Consider the following 21,187-nt stretch of genomic DNA (forward strand, 5'->3'; position numbering starts at 1 on the left):
GGTAATTAAATGTAATAAACACAAAGATATGACTCACTCGACCTAAACTGGTCAATCTGATAAAACAGGTTGACCAGTTTTTTTTGAATGCTTTTTAATACTCTCTGACCTCTTGAACTACTGACCTCGTAAAAGGTGCAAGCTGCCTTTGTACACTGTTTTGGTGAAGCGAATGAAATAATAATAAACCCCTGAAGGGCTTTCACTACCATCCCAAGCAAATTCTCGCTCTTCACTTTTGTAAACTGGGTCTCCCCAGCGGTTAGTGATCTCTACCGACTGGAATTTATCTTTGCAAATGTCAGGAGGAAGTTGCCCTATGCGGTACTTATCACTTTTTCCATCCCCATTAGGAGTGAAGGCATTTGGAAAGTCTACTGTTTCAGCAGGGCGAGGGTTGTCTATCAGGTTGATAGTAAGTTGGAGTGTGTCATAAGATTCTAATCCACAGGAAGTACTTGAAAATGCTATTAAAGTCAGGTCATAGCTAAGCTTGGAAGTATCTCCTAGCAGCTCGCAGGAAGTAGACCAGTTCAATGTAGTGTTGAGGGGAGCATTCCCACTTACGGAAATAAACTCCATTCCCAGATCTGAAAAAGTAAAGCTTCGCGGTATAGCAGATAAGGAAACGACATCGTTTTCCGTATCGTCAGCTAAAATGGAAAGATCAAGCTCATCGCCCGCTATTACCGTTACCGATTGGTTTCCAGAAGGCTGGTCAATTGTTGCGTCAGGAATCGAGATTATAGGAGCTTTGGCTGGGTCGGGGATGTAGATAAAGTGCAGCCTCAATTTTACAGAACTGGTGTCTGAATAGGAACATCCGTAGTAGTCTGTGGATTGGAATATGAATTCGTAAACAAGTTCATTAACTCCTTCAGTAACTGAGGGGAAATCGCTACACGAAGGTTTCCAACTTAAGCTAGTACTTACTTCGCCTACTCCAGCAACAGTGTTGGCACTCATTCCATTTGAATTTAGGCTAAAGCCATCTCCAAAAACTTCGAGTAAAAGGCTATCGAATTCAATATCAGTAGCGGCTATTTCTAGTTCATAGGTTTCTCCCAAATATACCGTATCTATGAAAAGTTGTTCTGTTTCATCAAAGGCGACATCTTTTGGTACAATCACAGGAGAGACGTTGGGTGGGATTTCATCTATCAAATTAATTTTAACCCTTGCTGTATCTCTACTAATAATCCCACATTTGCCAACATCACCTACTATTAAATCCACAAAAAAGCTTTCTTCGGATGAGCCTCCTTGCAAGTTTAGGCAAGAAGACTCCCAAAAAAAGGAGGAGGTGACTTCACCAACCCCATTTGTTAAGGGGAAAATCATTCCCTCATCACTCAGCTGGTAATTATCTCCAATGCCATAAACAACCAAAGAATCTCCTTCAACATCTTTCGCCAAAGCATCGAAGCGGAGCGTATCTCCTAATTTCAAATCTACTTCATAATAGCCTGCGCTAGCATTGAAATCAAGATCAGGGGTGATTTCAGGAGGGATATTTGGGTATTGGATATCAATGAATAGATGGAGGGTGTCGTAAAGTGGAAGGCTACAACTATTATCCCCAATGAGTGCTAGCACTTCGTACATACCATTGAGTAGGGCAGGACATTCTTTAAGGCAAAGCTCAAACTTAGCAGTATCTCCCTTATTTATAGTAGTTTGGGGAATGTCTCTTACCTCAATTTCGGTGCTTGGGAAGTTTAAGGGGACAAAGCGGGTGTTGATGATCGTGTTAGAATCGGGATCAGTGAAGTAGAGAGTGAGGCAATTATCAAGTGCACCTGCTTGGTAAACCAAGGTGTCACCATCTGAGTAGAGCTTCCCAGGTTCGGTTTCAGCTATTACAGAAGGAGCATTTGCTTCGGGACAGTCAAGTACCATTAGCTGGAAATCTCGAATTACTTCACCTATTTTTTGTCCATCTCTAAATTCTTCACATCGTATAGAAAAAACAAAAAGCCCTATCTCAATAGGGGTAAGGTTTAGCTCACCAGAAACAAGATCGATACTGAGAGAAGGTACACCTCGAACCATATTGTTTACATCATACCCATCTAAAAACTCGACTGGTGTATAGGGCCCGGCTCTGAAATTGGCAAGCACAGGTTCATCTCTTGAAGAATTACCGCTCAAGGGAACTGCCAAGGAATAGGCTAGGGAATCTCCATCGGTATCAGTACCTGAAAAGTCGAAATAAAAAGGTTGGTCTATACAGGCATAATCGCTTAGAGGGGGGAAAAGAGTAGGAGACGAATTGATAAAAGGTTCACCGTTTTTCACAACAGGTGGAAATTCCATATAGAAAGCCTGGCCCGCCCCACCCGGATCGAAAATATTTTGGATGACACCATTCCGGCAACATCTTTCGTAAACGGCATAATAGCCTTCTATATCGCTGTAGCTGGATGCCGTAAGGATTACTTCTGCATCATAAAGCTGCCGGGTTGTTCTGAGAAACCCAACTGCACAGTCAGGGTTGGTGTAGTCCACAATTGTTTGTGCTCGCCTAACTAGCGAGAAGGATGTGACGAATTCGTCGTTGCTTTTGCTAAAGATTGCGATATTGGCAGTAGGGTCTTTAGCCCCTTGTTGACCATTTATTTCATCAAAATAAATAACGAGCGCCAAGCGATACCTGTTCGCTTCCAAATGAGTAAGGGTGATTTCCCCACCTACAATATGGGTAGCTAGTGCTTGATTGTGCAGACCTGAACAAAGCCATAGTAATAATGAAACAGCAATGAGTTGAGTAGTTTTTTTTATCTTCATACACATGGGAATTGACAATTCTAGCCTTGGAGTAGGGTAAAATTGGGAGGTATAACGAATGCTAGTAGCTTAGTGTTGGTATAACGATTTTGCAGAGGTGCAAAATACTATTTTATATGACACATTGAGTGGTAGAATAGTTTTCTTTTGGAAAACAATTCTACAAAAAAACCGATAGGTAGCTCAGCTTTTTATCGGTTGGAAGTGGGTTTTGTATTTGAGTGATGTTATTCTTTTTTCATTTTATCGATGGTAGATGTGGTGGAAAAACCTTCCACAAAATCGATGGTTTTTACTTCTCCGCCATGTTGTGTTACAATATCTGCGCCTACAATATTTTTTATTTCGTAATCGCTGCCTTTTACCAACACATCGGGTATGAGGGCGCTAATTAGTTCAAAAGGGGTTTCCTCGCCAAAAAGTACCACCGCATCTATAAAACTCATTGCGGCAAGCACCCTAGCCCTAGCATATCCGGAGTTGATGGGGCGGCTTGGTCCTTTCAGCTTGCTTACCGAAGCATCGGTATTCAAACCTAAGATCATTTTATGGCCAAAAGCAGCAGCTTTTTCCAAGTAATCTACATGACCTAAGTGGATAATATCGAAGCAGCCATTAGTGAAAACCACTTTTTTGCCTTCTTCTTTCCAGTTTTTCCTGAGTTCTTTTAACTCATTTAGTGTTTGTATTTTATCTTTTGATGCCATTTTATTCCTTCTCTATCAATTTTCTATTCAATTTTTCAATTGTGACTTTCTCCTGCTTTTTTTTTCTGTTTGTGATGAAAAAACTGATGATCAAACTAATTCCACCACCTACTAGCAAGATCAGGGTAGAAAGTCCGTGGGAAAGGAGGGCAAAGTTTTTCCCAGTAAGTTCGTCTACGCCAAACAGCGTGAGGGTAAATATGGCAAATAAATGAAATGACCCCGTTCCTCCTGGGGTTGGTATGGCCATGCCTACACTGCCCAAGACAAGGAGGTTAAAGGCACAATAAAGCCCCAATGAACTTGTTTCGGGTAGGGCAAAAAACAGGAAGTAAGTCATGAGGAAATAACACACCCAAATAGCGAATGTAGAAAATATATACGCGATTCGCTGCTTAGGATTTAGGTCTTTGATACTTAGGAGACCTTCCTTTAAACCCATCAAGAAATCATATGCTTTGGCGTAAAGCCTGTTTTGCCTTAGGCGGCTTCGGAATTTGTAAAGGGCAAATAAAATGAGTATGCCCATGATCCCTACCGACAAAAAGAGCAAGGCTTTTTCCATGAGCCCAGTAGGGTGTGAGCTTATGTTGTCAAGTACAAAACTTCCCACCATTTCGTACTCTACCAAAAATAGAGCAATAGCCATGGTTGCCAGCATGATCAGGTCGACTACGCGCTCTGTCACAACTGTGCCAAAAGCTTTGTTTACGGCAACGCTATCCGTTTTATTGAGTAAGCCACAGCGCATGAACTCGCCAAGACGAGGGACAAACAAGTTGGCAAAGTATCCAGACATTACTGCCAAAAAAGCATTTATGCTACTTACATCATAACCAATAGGCTTCATGGCAACTGTCCAGCGCCAAGCTCGGGTGTAGTGGGCTGCTATTGATGCTAAAAGGCTCATTACTACCCAAAATAGGTTGAGTTCAGTCAGCATTTTGCCAATCTCACTGGTGCTTTGATCTTTGTAAAGGTACCAGATTAGCAATGCGCCCAAAGAGAGGGAAGATACATATTTAAAAGTGGATATTAGCTTTTTTTTCATTTGCTCAGTGTGACCGGTTCTCTTTTTCTGTACCTTTAAGTTACCAAAAAATTGATACGCTTGCACAAAAAAATAATGCCCTGCTGTTGGCAGGGCTATGGTTAATCTAATTTGTTGTCCTCGTTGGGGAAAACCAAAATAGGTTTATAATCTTTTGCTTTTTTCTTTTTGATGGAGACGTATGAAATGATAATCAGGATGTCTCCAACTTGTACTTTGCGGGCAGCTGCGCCGTTGAGGCAAATAACTCCACTACCTCTCTCGCCAGTAATTACATAAGTTTCGAACCTCTCACCATTATCGTTGTTCACGATCTGGACTTTTTCGCCTTCGATCAAATCTGCTGCATCCATCAAGTCCTCGTCTATGGTAATACTGCCCACATAGTTCAACTCAGCTTGAGTGACTTTTGCACGATGGATCTTCGACTTTAATATTTCTATATACATGACATTTTTAGGGCAGAGCCCCAGCTGTTTTTAAGATGTTTATTGGTGGTTTTGTATTGCCTTTTCCATACAAACGCCTATTTCCCAAAAGATTTTGAGGGGCTAGAAAAACGGGAACACGAAACCACCCTAAAAACGGTCGCAAAATTAGGAAAGTTTCAACTTATCCCTAAATGCTTGTGCTAGTTTATTTTCTAATCAGGTAATCTTTTAGCCAAAAGTTGTCTATGAGGCGTGCAGAGCCTAATTGAGCAGCCAGACAAATGGCCATTTTATCTAAGGTTATTTTTTCTTTGAGTTTCTCGAGAGAGTCGGTATGAACGAATTCGAAATACTCCAACCCAAAAAGTTTTTCCTCTAAAATCTGTTTTTTACCTATTTCTTTAGCTTCAATAACATCCCCGCCATTCGCAATATGTTCGCAAGCTTTTAGCATGCTTTGATAAAGGGTAGGCGCAGCAGCTCTTTCCTTTGGGTTTAGCCTTCGGTTTCGGGAAGACATGGCCAACCCATCTTTTTCTCTTACCGTGGGGCAGCGCACTATTTCTATCCCAAATGACAAGTCGGTGTTCATTTGACTGATAATAGCTAATTGTTGCATGTCTTTTTGCCCAAAATAAGCCCTATTGGGAGCAACAATATTGAAAAGTTTGGAGACAACCACACCTACTCCACTAAAATGACCGGGTCTTTGCTCACCTTCTAGGGTAGAAGAGAGGGAGTCGAATTCCATGCTGGTAAAGAGGTTTTCGAAGCCATTTGGGTACATTTCTTCGTGAGAGGGGGCAAAAATAGCGTTGCACCCTGCTGCTTCTAGCATTTGGGCATCGCTTTCTAACATTATAGGATAATTTTTGAAATCCTCGGGGTTGTTGAATTGTACAGGGTTTACGTAAATGCTGCTTATGGTAAGGTCATTTTCCGTCACCGATTTATTCGTAAGTGAGATATGACCTTGGTGAAGAGCACCCATAGTAGGAACTAAGCCTATGCTTTTACCACTTTTTCGCTGTTTGGCTAAAAAATCACGAGTTTCTTTGATGGTATGGAGTATGATCATTTCCTTGGATATTTTTTTTGCAATAATAGTCAGGTAATACCAATAGTATCTAACCAATTTAAAAAATGAATAAGTCATGTAAGGTTAGCTAGTTAATATTGTTGTTTGCCAATATGAACCTAGCTCGATGTTTTAAGGTTATATCGCTAATGAAACCTGTGTTTTATACGGGGTTTTGTGTCCCTAATATTTTCAAAGCTTTTTTTATAATGAATGAAAAGCCGACTTGTGACTACATTTTGGAGGGGTTTTAGTGTGGCAAATAGCAGATAGCGAGAATATGTTCACATCTGCTAACAGAATTTTCCAAAATTTAAAGGTAAGAAAACCGGCAATTTTTATAAAAAAATCTAATTTTATAGAAAACAGTCCTTAAGATATATGAAGCAGCTTAAGATTACTCAGAGTATTACCAATAGGAAGGAAAGCGAATCGCTGGATAAGTACTTACAGGAAATAAATAAGATTGACTTGCTTAGCGCAAAAGAGGAAGTTGAGCTTGTGAAGAGGATTAAGCAAGGGGATGATAAAGCATTGGAAAAGTTGACCAGTGCGAATCTCCGTTTTGTTGTATCTGTTGCGAAACAATACCAAAGCCATGGGCTTTCACTCAATGACTTGATAAATGAAGGCAATATTGGGTTGGTGAAGGCTGCCCATAAGTTTGATGAAACTAGAGGCTTTAAGTTTATCTCCTACGCTGTTTGGTGGATTCGTCAGGCAATTATGCAGGCTCTTTCGGAAAATTCGAGAATTGTTAAGCTCCCTTTGAGCCTTTCGGGTACGATTAGTAAAATACGTAGAGCTGCTTCTGAGCTGGAACAAAAGTACGAGCGAGACCCAACAGACGAGGAAATAGGAGAGATTCTTCACTTAACTGCTGATGAAATAAACGGGGCGTTGAATTCGGTAAAAGGACAAGTATCTTTTGATGCACCACTTGGCGGTGGAGATGAGGCTGGTTCATTGCTCGATATTATGGAAAATACCAATATTGATAAAGTTGATAAAGAACTTACTGGTAACAATTCTCTAAAAGTAGAAATTGAAAGAACATTGAACTCTCTTTCTCCAAGGGAAAAACAAGTGGTAAAAATGTCTTTCGGGTTGGATGGGAGTGATCAATATACCCTACAAGAAATTGGGGAATATATGGATTTGACCCGAGAGCGAGTAAGACAGATAAGGGAAAAAGCACTTAGAAAATTGAGGTTTACCTCACGAAGCAAACTGCTTTCCAAGTACCTAGAGTAGTTAGGGCTGGGGTACAAACAAGAAACCCCGACAAACATAGGTTTGTCGGGGTTTCTTGTTAAATAAAGCTAATCTTTTATGATTGCTTGAGCATATCCTTTAATGAGGTTATATCTTTGACCTCATCTTTCACTTTTAAGGTGAAGACATGTTCTTTGTTGTTAATTTGCTCATGATCTAAGGATTCGAAATCGCTTGAGCCAAACACTGCCATTTTATTATCAGGAAGCACGGCCACAATTCTATTTTCAGCTTTTGGGTCAAAATAAAACTTCTCTTGGTTTTTAGCATCAAATCTTATCACAGCTCGTTGGTCGCCAGTCACCAAAAATACCGATGTGTTTTCCATTTGAAATATATTTTGGTCGAGTTCAAATGAAGCGCGGCAAACTACAGGGTTTTTGATGTAATGGATACGGTCAATATTGTAAATGCCAAAACCATTAATTCTTAAGCTTCTAAGCATATTTGCTTCTGTTGCCATTCTTTTTTCCTCAACAATCCTTTTTTTCTGAGCTTTATCGAATTTCTTACGCTTTTTCTCAAACTCCTTCAGGGCAGTTTTGTAATTATTACCTGCAAGCACAGGGGCAACGTCGAAATCTATCTTTTTGTCTTTGTTGCTTAATTGCATGGTGTACTCTCCTTTTTCTCCTTTGATAGGGCTAAGTTTGATATCCTGCCAATCGTGTTGGAAAACCCACCTGTTGTCTTCTAGGGTAGGGTTAAAGTCGTTCTCATCGCCTATGTATTCCCACATAATTCCATTGAAATAAGCTAGTTCAGGATATTCTTCCACATCCATTATAAGGTCGAAAATGAATTTTTTGTCTTCCGCAGATTGTGGCTCTAAGGGTTCTACAGGTACGGGGGCCAGTTTATCCAATCTTGCTAGTTTTGCTTTGTTAGGCTTTCCATTAGAAGGTACGCCTTCGTAGTCCCACTGGCGAGTATTGTTGTCTAAAGCATAGAAGTTATAACCAGGCTCGTCTATGAACGAAGCTAGGTTCACCTCAATGGTTTCGCCTTCTCTAACATAAAGTTGCTCTCTCGCGCCTTCTTCTGTAGGTATCATTTGAGCTTTTACAGCTTTCTTGGCATATGCACGGATTTCGAACATGCCTCCAGTTTGGAAATTGTGAATAGTGCCGGCGCTATCGTAGGTCATTGGTATGCCACTTGCGATGATATCGGCAGCCGTGTGAAACTCTCTGTACTCAATGTCCACGTCTCCGTTTACGGTATTTCCATTGGCATCTACCAATATACGGGCAGGTATGTGTACTACAGATCCTGTCTTGTAAGTAAAGGTGGTGCCTTCTTCAGCTTTTAAGCTTACTTTTTGGGCTACAACATCTACGTTTTCAAAAGGTGAGGTAATACTGGTACTTTCTTTTGGGGTAGAGGTGCAGTTGTAAAGGCACAAAGCACCGATAAAAAGTAAGGTAATGTAGGATTTTTTGCTCAACATGGTTTTAAAAGTTATGTGTATTTTAATGTAAATGGTTAATTTGTTTTGGAGGTAAGTTTTTACTAGCCAACAACACTTTAGAATAAATGTTTGCCAGATTTGGTATTGGGTAATGAAGCTGGTAATCGAGTGGAATTAAGTTTTTCAAAAACTATTCTTTCCTTACAGGAATGCTTAGTGTTTTTGGTGTAAAAAGCACAAGCTGGCTAGTTCACTGTAACATAACGCTTTGTTTGTAATACTATTTTCTTGGACTCCATACCCATTCACCTTTGGTATTTATATACCCAATTTCATCCCCTCTTATAAGTTGGAACATGTTTTTGTTTTGTTGGGTAATTCCATCAAAATCAGGTGATACGATGACTGTGCCGCTCCGGTTGGCAATCCCATATTTGAAAAGTATCCCCACTTTTGCCAATTTATCGGAGTTGAAAGGGCTCACATAGTTGAACTTGGCTTCGGTCAGAGGAAGGCAGAGTTTATCAACCAATGCCCATTTTTGATTGTTTTTTTGAACAAAAGCAACATGGTATTGAAAATCAGTAGCATTCAAATTTTCATCTTTTAAGATAATATGCCCTTGCTCATCTATATAATTTATAAGCTTTCCCTGTCTAACTATCGCCCTTCCTTCGCTGTAGGTTTTAAGAGGAGTGTAGCTGCCCGTGTTTACCGTTTCAAGTTTTTTATTTATGAAAATAGGACCGTTTTTTCTGCCGGGTTTGGTATAAACTACCGCTATACCTTCATTGAAATTTTCTGCTCCAACAAATATAGGAGGTATTTCATATTTACCTTTGTGGTTGAGATATCCCCAAAAACGTTTTTTCATGGGTCTGGTACTTGCAAGGCTATCACTAAAGTCGCCTACTAGTTTATACTTTGGCTTTATTACTACCTTCCCTTCTTTATTGATAAAGCCATATTTTCTCTTTCTAAAATTATTTTGGCTAGTACGAACATAAGCTAAGCCTTCGTGGAAATCACCTATTTTACTAAAATGAGGTTTTAATATCACATTACCCACCGAGTCGATGATTCCCCAGTTCTTTTGTTTGACTTTTGCATAGCCATCTTGGTCAAATGACGTGATCTTTGAATATTTGGGAGGGACGACCCACTTCCCTTTTTCGTCCATTAGCCCCCATTTACTTTTTGTGTAAACCCTTGCTACCCCTTTTTCATAATCTTCTACTCGGTAATAAATTGGAGGGATGATTTCAGTTCCGTTTATTCCAATGATTCCTTTTCTGTTTTTGAGCTTGACCCAAGTTTTTCCCCCACTAAAATTGCCAACATCTTGGTAGGTAGGTTTGATCATCTCATTTCCATTTCTATCTATAAACCCCCAAACATTTTCTTTGCGGAAAGCAGCAAGCCCTTCGTTGAAATCTCTAACTTCAGCCAGCGTATCTCGGATTACCATTTCCCCCTCTCGGTTTATAAACCCCCAGCCTTCAGAGGTAAGCACCCTTGCCCTTCCTTCCTTGTATTCATTTAGGGCTAGGTACTTAGTTGGAATTGCTTGCCTGCCAAGCGTATCCAAGTAGCCCATTAGGAGGTCTTCTTTGATCAGAAGGTAGAGACTATTTTCGCTGTCGGGCAAGAAGGAAATGTGACTGTACTGAAAGTCTATTACCACATTATTATCAGAATCGATCACCCCCCATTTTCCATCTTTTTCAACTATAGCCTGCTGATTCACAAAGTCATGTGCAAAATCATAGTCCGCAGGAATAACCAGTTTTCCATATTTGTCCATAAACCCCCATCTGCCGCCATCGCAAATAGGTATATCTTTAAAATTGATAGTTATTTTGGCTTGGTTGAGGTAGGTGATAAAGCGTGATGACCTAAATGCTTTCATATCATCTAGGGCGTATTTTTGACTTCGGGAATTTTTTTCTACAAAGCCATATTCCCCTCCTATATTTACCCTAACCAGTTCATCATGGAAATTACCAACATACCCTAATTTTTCATATGTTCTTTGACCAGGTCGCTTAAAGGTTGATCTTTCCCCTTTTCTATTTTTAAGCCCCCAGTAAAGGCTCCCTCTTCCAAATTTATAGATAAACCTAAAAGCTCCATTTTCCTTTATTCCAATAAAAGCAGATTTGCTTTTGTCATAAAGAGCCCATTTGTTTCGTAGGCTTCCAAAGCGGTATAAGCTGGTTGAACTCCCTCCAAACCAAGTAGATGCTGATTGGTTTTGCCACGAGCCTCCTCCAGAACCAAAGCGGGTGGGGGTAAAGGCTGAGGTATTCATGGAAATAGCCTTGCGCCCTTTCAGGGAAATGGACAAAACATTAGCCAGCCTATAACTATCTAGTAACTTCCCCTCTTTGTCAAATTTTATGATTTGTACGCCACCGCCTTTTTCATACCCTTTTGCTTGGCCGGAAAAAACTTCTATGTTTTCATAGATAGGCTTCAGCAGCACCTTTCCTTTTTTATTGATAAGCCCCATTTTACTCTCTTTTTCTACTTTGGCAAGACAGAAATTAGGTGGGAATGAATAAATTGTATTATAAGTGCAAGGTGCTATCAGGTTGCCCATTAAGTCATGAATTCCCCATAGCCCATCTTCGTTTATGGCAATAAGGTCATCGCTAAGGAATTTGTAGTTTCTATACGTTTTTTGGGAGAGCAGGTCGCCTGACTTCAGTATTATGAAAAAGCCATTTTTGGATTTTATCTCCAAAAAACCTTTATTTATCCTGCTGACGTTGTTGATTACTCCTTCAAACACTATTTTTTTCTGCAAGTGAGAAAATATTGCCGAGATAGATTTTTCTTTTCTCAACAAAATGAAGTCATCATCTATTAGTTCAAAGTCTTTCCAAGCAATGTCGACCAGAAGGCTATTGGTAGAATCGACTATGCCCCATTTTTCTTGTTTTGAAACCATGAAGTATTTAGCGCCATCGCCCACGGCATCGTAAGTAGGGGAAACGAGTATATCTCCTTTGCGACTAGCAATGCCATACGCCGATCCTTGTCTGATCTGTAAAAACTGATTTACCCCTTCTAATATACTGATATGGTCGAAGGTAGGAGGAAGGAGCTCTTGGCCTGTGGTATCGAGTATTCCTGTAAGATTGTTCATCCTACTTACTACAAGAGAAGAGTCAAGAAAATAGAGCGAATCGTAAGCTGATGAAATGAGCAAATAGCTGTTTTCTTCTTTAGGTTCAATAGTTCCCATTCCATGTTTACCGTTCTTTTCAAAAAAGAAAAATGGTTTTCGGACGAAGTTGATTTCTGCAAAAATAGCGGGACATATTAGCGAGCCAGTTAGGTCACTTATTCCTAAAAGGGAGTCCTTGAATACTTTAAAATACCCATCAGCCTCTTCTTGAATGAGATCGAAATTGGTAGGGGAAATGATGCTATCGGTAAGGTTGGCTAATCCCCATTTTCCATTGTTGGCTACAATGGCAATTTTATTTTTAGTAAAACGGATATTGTCAAAAGCAGGGTCGAGTACTTGTTTGCCATCTGAATCTACCACTCCATATTTTTTGTCCAGCTTCACAACCGCAAGGCCTTGGTTGTTAAAAGCTCCCATATGTTCATATTTCGGTTGTAAAATTACATTACCTGTAGAGTCGATAGCTCCCCATTTATAATCTATACGAACAGGGTAGTAATTGCCAAATTTTTGGGCATAGGCGGATATATTGGATAAAAATATTAGAAGAGTAAATAGGATTATTTTAGGTTTTATTGATTTGGACATGGTTCAAAAAATTGAATTAGTCTTAAAATATCACATGAGCATGAATGCTCGTTTGGTTTTGGGAAATGAGAAAATTGATAAAGGATTTATATGACCTGCTATCATACTTGGCTCATCTCTTTTTTAGTAAACTTGATCTAAGAACGTACCAAGCTATAGGTTATGGGCATTGAGGGCATAAAATTCTCTAAAACTCTTGGTTTGTCTTATTGAAGCGGGGGAGGTTGTGGTGTTGATTGAGCTTAATGTGAAATACTAATTACTAATTTATTTGGCTAACGAGCTTGCTCTTTAGGCTTCTAAAGCGAAAAACCTACATTAGATAGCTGAAAAAAAAGCGAAGCTTCCCACAATGAAAGTCGATTTATTGGATTTTAATAACAGTTATACACTACGATATATAGCACCATTCATTTGAAATTAACTTCTATAGGTATGAATTTTACACGTTCCAAATTCTTTGTAAGCATCCTGCTTTTACTTTTTTGTATTTCAGCCAAGGCTCAAGAACAGAAAGCCCATGAAAAAAAGGTGTATGTCTCTGAAGACAGTAGTATTTACTGGCAAGGAGATTTACCCGTTTATATTTTCCTTTCTACAGATCCCGAGGGTAAAAACCCTATCCGATTGAATAAGGGAAATGCAGACCAATACACAAACCCTTATTATTTCGATACCGAAGGCAAGAACTTTATCAGAACTCGCTGGGCGGTTGACCGAAAAACTAAAAAGGCTATTGTTCCTGCTTTGGAAGTTGAACTAGAAGTTGAGAACGATAGGATAGCGCCAACTACTGCTATAGATCTTAAAAATGCACCTAAATTTGTAGGCAAAGGAACGGTTTATTATGGAAAAGGCTTAGAGGCGTCGCTAGATGCTAAAGATGCTCTTTCGGGTGTGGAAGGTATTCATCTTTCACAAAACAAAGGAGCTTATGCAAGCTATGATAGCCCCATAAAAGTAGAGCGTGAAGGTGAGCATACATTTACCTATTATTCGGTAGATAATGTTGGAAATATTGAAGAGCCTAATTCTAAAATATTTACTTTGGATATCACCCCACCCCAAACTAAACATGCGATTGTAGGAGACCATTTGGATAATATAATTTCTCCAAAAGCGAAGCTAGAATTGACTAGCCACGATGCATTATCAGGTGTAAAATCTACAAAATATAAGTTTGATGAAGGCGACAATAAAGGGTATTATAGTAAAATCTCACTTGCATCCCTAACGGAAGGTGACCATACCATAAAGTATTTTTCAGAAGATGAAGTGAAAAATGCAGAAGCAGAAAAAAGCTATTCTTTTTACCTAGATAAGACAGCCCCAATTGCCCATGTAGAATTTGAAGGTGCTCGCCATAAAATAGGGACGAAGACCTTTGTTGCAGGACCTACTAAAATTAGGATTGTGTCTACAGATAATAAAGCTGGTGTTGAAAAAGTAATGTATTCATTTGATGGAGTTACCTACGAAGAATACAAAGAGCCTTTTAACTTGGTACAAGGACAAAGCAAGAAGTCAATCAAGTATTATGCAGTAGATAAAGTAAAGAACAAAAGCACTGCAAGAGCTGATAATGAAGTTGGTTCGCTTTACCTCGACCTTACTGCTCCTAAGCTAAGTTATTCTTATTCAGGTGAGCATTTCTTAACTCGCGATACCATGTTCATCACAAGCGAGACAAATATTGTTCTGAAAGCCACAGATTATGAAGCTGGTGTAAAAGAAATTACCACTTCAGTGGATAAGGGTACAGAAACAGTATATGATGGGACGCTGAATATTGAAGGGAGTGGCTTTCATACTATAGATTATATTGGTAAAGATCAAGTGATGAACACCAGAAAAGAGAGCTTCTTTGTAATGGTTGATAACGATGGCCCAGAGATTTTCTATCACTTAAGTATGGATGCTATAGGTGAGCAGATGTTGAAAGACAAAACGAAGCCAATTCCAGTATATGCTAGCCACACGAAGCTCTATTTGGCAGCTACAGATGTATTAGTAGGTACTGATAAAATCTATTATACAATTGATGGAGGTACAGAAAAACTTTATACAGGGCCAATTCAGACATCAAAAGCAGGTTTAAGAGCTTTGAGCGTAAGAGCGGTTGATAAGCTTGGCAATGAAAAAACTAGTGAACTTATTGAGTTTGTAATCCAATAAACACTCTCTATTCATATATATATAATTTCGAAGGACTGGGGTTTGCCCTAGTCCTTTTTTGCGTTTTAGATATTTCCTACCTACTTAAAAGCAGGGATTCCCGTAATTTCATGCCCGAGGATGAGCAGGTGGATATCGTGCGTACCCTCGTAGGTTATCACCGACTCTAAGTTCATCATGTGCCGCATAATGGAATAATCTTGGGTGATGCCCATCGCTCCTAAAACTTGCCTCGCTTCTCTCGCTATGTCCAAAGCCATGGCGACATTGTTCCTCTTTGCCAAAGAAATTTGGGCAGTTGTTGCCTTGCCTTTATTTTTGAGCTTTCCAAGCTTCCACACTAGCAATTGCGCCTTGGTGATTTCGGTGAGCATTTCTGCTAATTTCTTTTGAACCAATTGGAAGCTGGCAATTGGTTTGCCAAACTGAATACGCTCCAAGGCATACGACTTTGCTGTATCGTAGCAGTCCATAGCTGCGCCAATTGCTCCCCAAGCAATCCCGTAGCGGGCAGAATCTAGGCAGCCAAGCGGTGCTCCCAGCCCATCTTTATTTGGGAGGAGGTTTGCCTTAGGAACTTTCACATTGTCAAATACCAATTCTCCTGTAATACTTGCCCGCAGCGACCATTTTCCATGTGTTTCTGGTGTGGTAAAACCTTCCATGCCTCTTTCTACTATCAGTCCTTTTATTCTGCCTTCTTCGTTTTTTGCCCACACCACGGCAACATCTGCTTGGGGAGAATTAGAAATCCACATCTTTGCACCGTTGAGCAAGTAATGGTCTCCTTTGTCTTCAAAATGGGTGACCATTCCGCTGGGGTTAGAGCCATGGTCGGGCTCTGTAAGCCCAAAGCAACCTAACATTTCCCCCGTAGCAAGTTTTGGCAAATATTTTCGCTTTTGCTCCTCGCTACCATATTTGAAAATAGGATACATCACTAGTGAACTTTGCACTGAAACAGTCGAGCGCATGCCCGAATCACCCCGTTCTATTTCCTGCATAATCAGCCCGTAGGCTATATTATCCATTCCGCCGCCGCCATATTCCTCAGGGAGGTTGGAGCCAAATGCACCCATTTCTCCAAAAAGAGGAACAAGGTGAGAGGGGAAATGGGCTTTTTCATAACAATCTTCTATGATGGGGCTGATTTCTTTGTTCACAAAGCTTCTGATAGCATCTCTTACCATCAAGTGCTCTTCGGTAAGTAAGTCGTCAACTCCATAAAAATCTGGGGAAACAAATTCTCTATTGATCGCTTTTCGGTTGATGTCCATATGTTTCAATTTATTGGTTGTTGGTTGTTGGTTGTTTTATTGGTTTGGAGTTCGATAGTTGAATTTATAAAATATCTCCTAACTATTGATAGTTATAGGGTTCAATATTTTGCCTATGCAGACATCTTCTTTTGTTGGTATAATTTGCTATTCCTTTGTTTTTAGGAAATCTTACTTTAGTTTACAATCTATTTATCATTCCTTAGCCATTCCAACATAATTTTCTTTCACGTTGCTACTTCATCAAGGTGTTTGAGGTGGGCAATTGATGGTTTCCTCTGACATTTAGTCTTTGGTAAATCGGGGTGAAATTACTGCCCAACTTCTCTTTTTTTAGATTTAAGTGTATGAACAAAAATAAGTACAACCTATTTTTCAGTAAAGTGTTGATTGTCAATGCCAAGTTGTCCTTATTAAAATAGCACTGGTGCTTAATAGGTGCTGAAATATTATTGACCAAGTAATGGATTTGAAAAAAACGATCAGTGGAATAGCCGGGCCTCTGGCTTTTATAATTATACAAGGAGTTGAATTTGAAGGTTTGTCCCCAGAGGGCAGGGCAATTATGGCTTCCACGGCCTGGGTAGCTATTTGGTGGATTTTCGAGACCTTGCCGATGGCTGTTACAGCATTGTTGCCCATTGTGCTTTTCCCGCTCACGGGAGGTATGGATATCAAAACGACAACTACTACCTATTTCAGCCCTCTTGTGGTGCTCTATTTAGGAGGGTTTATCATTGCCTTGGCCATAGAAAAATGGGAGTTGCATCAGCGGATTGCCCTCAATATCATTAAGGTGATTGGTTCTAATACCAAAATGATTGTGTTAGGGTTTATGGTAGCAACAGCCTTTCTTTCCATGTGGATATCCAATACTGCCACCACGCTCATGATGCTGCCTATTGGGATGGCCATTGCTAACCAGTTGGGGAAACTGCGCCACGCAGATGACGAAGAATTGCGGATGAATTTCAATAAATCGTTGGTGTTGGCCATAGCCTATGCTGCCTCAATTGGTGGTATGGCAACCTTGATTGGAACACCAACAAACGCTATTTTTTCTGCTATCAGCATCGAGCTTTACGATAAAGAAGTCTCTTTTTCCGAATGGTTTTCTTTTGGGCTGCCCGTAAGTACGTTCCTACTGTTCATTGCCTGGCTGTACCTTACCAGTTTTTCTTTCAAATCGGGAAGTTCAAAGATTTATGGAGCAACCGATGAAGTGGATAAACGGTTGAAAATGTTGGGAAAAATGGGTTATGAAGAAAAGCTAATTGCAATCGTGTTTGGGCTGACAGCTTTAGCTTGGATGTTACGCTCATTTGTACTTTCCAAATTTATTCCAAACCTCAACGATACCATCATCGCAATTGCCGGAGCAATTGTTTTGTTCATCATTCCTTCCAAGGAAAAGGGGCAGGCATTAATGGATTGGGAAACGGCAAAAAAGTTGCCTTGGGGCGTTTTATTACTGTTTGGAGGCGGTTTGGCAATTGCCGCCTCTTTCAAGAACTCAGGCTTGGCAGATTGGTTTGCCCTACAAATGGCTGCTTTAGAAAGTTATCATTACGCAATCGTACTGTTGGCTATTATTCTCATGGTCAATTTCTTCACCGAAATCACCTCTAATGTAGCTACGGCAGCGGTGGTGCTGCCTATTCTTGCTTCCATGTCCCAATCAATTGATGTCCATCCATTTGGTTTGATGATAGGAGCTTGCTTTGCCGCTTCTTGTGCGTTCATGCTGCCGGTGGCCACTCCGCCAAATGCCATTGTATACAGCTCGGGTTACCTCAAGGTAGGCGACATGATACGAACAGGAGTATGGCTAAATATTCTCACAGCCATTATCCTCTTCCTCTGCATTTACTTCCTCCTCCCGCTCATTTGGGGAATTGATATGATGAAGTTTCCTTTTTAGAAGCTGGTGGTGGGGCAGTAATGGCACAGAAACTCGCAACCTACCTCTTCACCACAAGCTTTTTGCTGATAAACTCGCCGTTGTTGAAGCTGGTTTTGAGCAGGTAAAGCCCTTCGGGCAACGTCGAGATATCCAGCGAAGTAGTTGGGAAACCAGAAGGCTGATGGCTAGCCATTAATCTTCCCGCCAAGTTATAAATGCCAATGTGCTTTGGTTGCATACCTTCCCAGCTCACATTTACAGACTGGCTGGCAGGGTTGGGGTACACCACAAACTCTCCGTGAAGCAATTCATCTTCCAATGAAGTAACAATATAGCTGCTTTCGCTTGGTTGGGACACAAAGTCGTTTTTCATTGCCCTTACAGAAAAAGAAAGAGACTCATTCGCTGTCAAGCCCAAAATCTCAACCTCTGTTTTTCCAGGATCAACGGTTTCTTGGGCTACTAAAAATCCATTTTCATCCCGTGCTTCTACTACAAATTGAGGTTGTAAACCAGAGTTGTTTACCCAGTTTACCTGAGTAGAGGTGCTACTCGTATTTTCCAATACAACATCCGATGGAGCATTGATCAACATAAAAGTTTGGGCTGTTTCATACTCAAATGCATCGCCTTTTATGCTCAAAATAGAATCACCATTAGAAAGGCTAAGTAGGGCGGCAATGGGTGCAGCCGAGCCGTCACCAAAATGATCGAGCAAGTGAAATTTGTATTCGCCCTCAGGCAAGCTAACCTGATAGCTTATAGAATCATTTAATAAGTCTTCGTGAGGAGCAAATCCGTTGATCACGTTTCCTTCAGCGTTGAGAAGACGCCACGCATTTTCTTCGGGATAGTTATCAGTGAAAAGTTTCACGGTTAAGTTTATCCCTTTTTCAGGTTTGTGGGTAAAGATAGTGAGCGTGTCTTTTGCCGAACATTTTCTTCCATTAAGTGAAGTGACCCAGATTTTTAATTCATTTTCGGTATGGGTAAGTTGCGATACGTCTATCGACAAACTTGATTTGTGCAATGGGCGAACAGAAATACCCGTTTTTGCATAAGTTGTGTGACCGTTTGTAGAATATGCTAGCTCAATCTCTTGCACGGTGGCATTTCCCGTATTTTTTATTTCAAGGGGAAATTCGACGTTTTCCTTTTCGGTATAAAGCAAATCTAAAAAAGTCCCCACTTCCACTTTTTCGTTTGGTACAAATGGGATGCTAAAAGGGAATTCGAGTTTGCCGCCATAGTTGCCTTGTACATGCATAGCAGTAAATAAACTATCGGCTACGGGAAGTTTTAGTTCCACATATCCATCAGGATGGTTCAGCCCATTTTTAAACAAGTCTTCTACCACCAATGTGTAATTGCCCTCGGGCAGACAAAATTCCTCTCCCAATAAGCTGTTTGCATGGTTTTGCCCAAAGTTATATCCTCCATTTCCAGTAAATACAATCTCCCCACTGGCCGCTTCCAGCACATGCCACGATACTTCATTTGGTCTGTCGTCAAAATGAAAATCTAACTTAGCTGTATGTCCATGAATAAGGTCAATTCCGTGGGTAGCCGAATTGTTAGAAGTGTCTTTGTCAACCGTGTTGCCTTCAAAATCGATACGAACGATTAGGTCAAAATGTCCGAGGTGGTCAAATTCAAAATCAGTAATTTCTATATAAGAAGCATCTCCGCTGGCCAGCCCGTTTTCTATGGAAATGCTTTGTTGGTAAAGCAGGTGATTTTCTGTTCCCTCAGGCGAGGAAATAGTGACTTTTACAGAGTTTGCAGTTGCAAGCCCCTTGTTTTCAACCACCATTTTAAGTACTCCTTTGGTTAGTTTCCCTTCGCAAAAAGACGGTTGCCCTTTCGAGCCCAAAGCAATAAGTCTGTTGATGGCAAGGTCGGCTTCCAGTGGGGTAGTTGGTTCGTCAAGATGTGTGGTATCTTTTATCCATTGCTCGTAAACAGGCACACGGGTGTAGATGCCAGGCAAGTGTGCTTCTCCGCACCCATAGCCCCAGCTAGTTACGCCGCCCAAAATCCAGCCAGAGTCATCGGCATTTCTCACGGCCAACGGGCCGCCACTATCGCCTTGGCAAGCATCTTTGCCCCCGTGGTCGTAATTGCCGGCTGCCATCATTCCATGGTCTATCAACCCATCGTAAGAATCAGCACTGTTGGCCAGCTCATTGGATACAATGGGCAGGGTAACGGCTTGCAGGCTGTCGGCAAAATCTTGGGTAGTACTGCTCTGGTTGCCCCATCCGCTTACAAGGACTTCTTTTCCAGCATCAAGTAGGCCAGCTTGTTGGTCTGCCATGGTGGCAAGTTCAATTCTTTGTGCTTTGTTGCCAGTCAGGTCAAGTGGCTTTGCAAGTCTAATTAGTGCAATGTCATTAGAAATATGTGCCTCATTGATGTATTCAGGGTGGATAATGATGTCAGCTACTTCCATTCGCTGTCCAGCATCTTTATATAGGCTAGATTCTCCCGCCACTACCCAAAGTCCAGTAGGATTGTCTTGGTAGTCTGCTACGCAATGCGCTGCGGTAAGTATCCAATGTTCATCTATGATTGTTCCTCCACAAAATTGGGCACTAAAATCACTTAAGCTGTTTGCCTCACGCAAAAATACTTGCCAAGGCACCTCTTCTATCGGAGTTGATTTCCCTCCTACTATTTTCCAAGGAATGCTATCTGAGGAAGAGTTTTTGCCCAAATTGACATCTTTCTGATCTTGAGCCCAGATGCTTCCTACAAAAAGGAGTTGGATAAAAAGAACTACAGTAATTTTCTTCATTTGATAGTGATTGGAGTGGAGAGTAAATGGACTGGCTATCACCATTGCCCATTGAAAACCTTCTCGTGTTTTTAGATGAAAAATCAGTTAAGTCTTATACAAAATATACAGTTCTATGACTGAAGGAAATTTTGTTTAAGTGTTAATAATCAGAAGGAAAGTAGAGTTTTATCGTAATGCAGGTCATAAAGTAAGCTCAATCTGAGAAGATTTGCTTGATTTTCCTGTTAACAAGATTGAAGTAATATTTGAATAGTTCTTAAGAGAAAGTATTCCTTCCTTTTTGCAGTTGGTAGGAGGTTAAAGTCAATGGATTTAGAATGGGAAATTAGAGTGCCTAAACCTTAATATCCTTATTGTTAAGTAATAGTTTTTATATACCTGCCCTATTTCAATAGTTGATTTGAATAAAACTTAACCTACACCCACCCAATAATTTTCTATTTTTACTTTCAATACCAAGCCTTTCCAAATCAATAAGCACCACGATAACTATCAGAATCGTAGTTCA

Annotated in this window: 12 protein-coding genes; 3 read left to right on the forward strand and 9 right to left on the reverse strand. The window is 40.5% G+C overall.

Annotated elements, in window-relative coordinates:
* Positions 1 to 117: 117 nt before the first annotated feature.
* From R9C00_06615 to panC, 5 genes are all read right to left on the reverse strand, one after another.
* Positions 118 to 2,787: a gliding motility-associated C-terminal domain-containing protein gene (locus R9C00_06615; protein WPO37114.1), complete on the reverse strand. Its 2,670-nt coding sequence runs from the start codon at positions 2,785 to 2,787 to the stop codon at positions 118 to 120.
* A 227-nt stretch (positions 2,788 to 3,014) separates the two neighbouring features.
* Complete coding sequence (gene rfaE2, locus R9C00_06620) at positions 3,015 to 3,494, reverse strand: D-glycero-beta-D-manno-heptose 1-phosphate adenylyltransferase (protein ID WPO37115.1); 480 nt, start codon at positions 3,492 to 3,494, stop codon at positions 3,015 to 3,017.
* A gap of 1 nt (position 3,495) precedes the next feature.
* Complete coding sequence (locus R9C00_06625) at positions 3,496 to 4,545, reverse strand: lysylphosphatidylglycerol synthase transmembrane domain-containing protein (GenBank protein WPO37116.1); 1,050 nt, start codon at positions 4,543 to 4,545, stop codon at positions 3,496 to 3,498.
* A 101-nt stretch (positions 4,546 to 4,646) separates the two neighbouring features.
* Positions 4,647 to 4,994, reverse strand: coding sequence for an aspartate 1-decarboxylase (gene panD / locus R9C00_06630; protein WPO37117.1), 348 nt, complete (start codon positions 4,992 to 4,994; stop codon positions 4,647 to 4,649).
* Between the two features lie 187 nt (positions 4,995 to 5,181).
* The gene (gene panC / locus R9C00_06635) at positions 5,182 to 6,054 is read right to left on the reverse strand and encodes a pantoate--beta-alanine ligase (GenBank protein ID WPO37118.1); all 873 of its coding nucleotides are present in this window, start codon (positions 6,052 to 6,054) and stop codon (positions 5,182 to 5,184) included.
* 381 nt (positions 6,055 to 6,435) lie between these two features.
* Between panC and R9C00_06640 the strand changes: the two genes are divergently transcribed.
* Positions 6,436 to 7,308 carry an RNA polymerase sigma factor RpoD/SigA gene (locus R9C00_06640; protein ID WPO37119.1) on the forward strand — a complete coding sequence of 291 codons (873 nt, stop codon included), beginning with the start codon at positions 6,436 to 6,438 and terminating at the stop codon, positions 7,306 to 7,308.
* Positions 7,309 to 7,384: 76 nt separating this feature from the next.
* Here R9C00_06640 and R9C00_06645 read toward each other — a convergent pair whose 3' ends face one another.
* Together R9C00_06645 and R9C00_06650 are read right to left on the reverse strand one after the other, a co-directional pair.
* Complete coding sequence (locus R9C00_06645; GenBank protein WPO37120.1) at positions 7,385 to 8,779, reverse strand: hypothetical protein; 1,395 nt, start codon at positions 8,777 to 8,779, stop codon at positions 7,385 to 7,387.
* A 241-nt stretch (positions 8,780 to 9,020) separates the two neighbouring features.
* Complete coding sequence (locus tag R9C00_06650) at positions 9,021 to 12,524, reverse strand: WG repeat-containing protein (protein WPO37121.1); 3,504 nt, start codon at positions 12,522 to 12,524, stop codon at positions 9,021 to 9,023.
* Positions 12,525 to 12,959: 435 nt separating this feature from the next.
* On the opposite strand from R9C00_06650, the gene R9C00_06655 reads away from it, so the two are divergent.
* Positions 12,960 to 14,699 (forward strand): hypothetical protein, encoded by a 1,740-nt coding sequence (locus R9C00_06655; protein ID WPO37122.1) that lies wholly within the window; start codon positions 12,960 to 12,962, stop codon positions 14,697 to 14,699.
* Between the two features lie 80 nt (positions 14,700 to 14,779).
* Here the strand turns inward: R9C00_06655 and R9C00_06660 are convergent, their stop codons facing one another.
* Positions 14,780 to 15,976: an acyl-CoA dehydrogenase family protein gene (locus tag R9C00_06660; protein ID WPO37123.1), complete on the reverse strand. Its 1,197-nt coding sequence runs from the start codon at positions 15,974 to 15,976 to the stop codon at positions 14,780 to 14,782.
* Positions 15,977 to 16,439: 463 nt separating this feature from the next.
* Between R9C00_06660 and R9C00_06665 the strand changes: the two genes are divergently transcribed.
* Complete coding sequence (locus R9C00_06665) at positions 16,440 to 17,897, forward strand: SLC13 family permease (GenBank protein ID WPO37124.1); 1,458 nt, start codon at positions 16,440 to 16,442, stop codon at positions 17,895 to 17,897.
* 40 nt (positions 17,898 to 17,937) lie between these two features.
* Here the strand turns inward: R9C00_06665 and R9C00_06670 are convergent, their stop codons facing one another.
* Positions 17,938 to 20,676 (reverse strand): trypsin-like serine protease, encoded by a 2,739-nt coding sequence (locus R9C00_06670; protein WPO37125.1) that lies wholly within the window; start codon positions 20,674 to 20,676, stop codon positions 17,938 to 17,940.
* Positions 20,677 to 21,187: the final 511 nt, after the last annotated feature.

The sequence above is a fragment of the Flammeovirgaceae bacterium SG7u.111 genome (assembly GCA_034044135.1).
Classification (GTDB): Bacteria; Bacteroidota; Bacteroidia; order Cytophagales; family Flammeovirgaceae.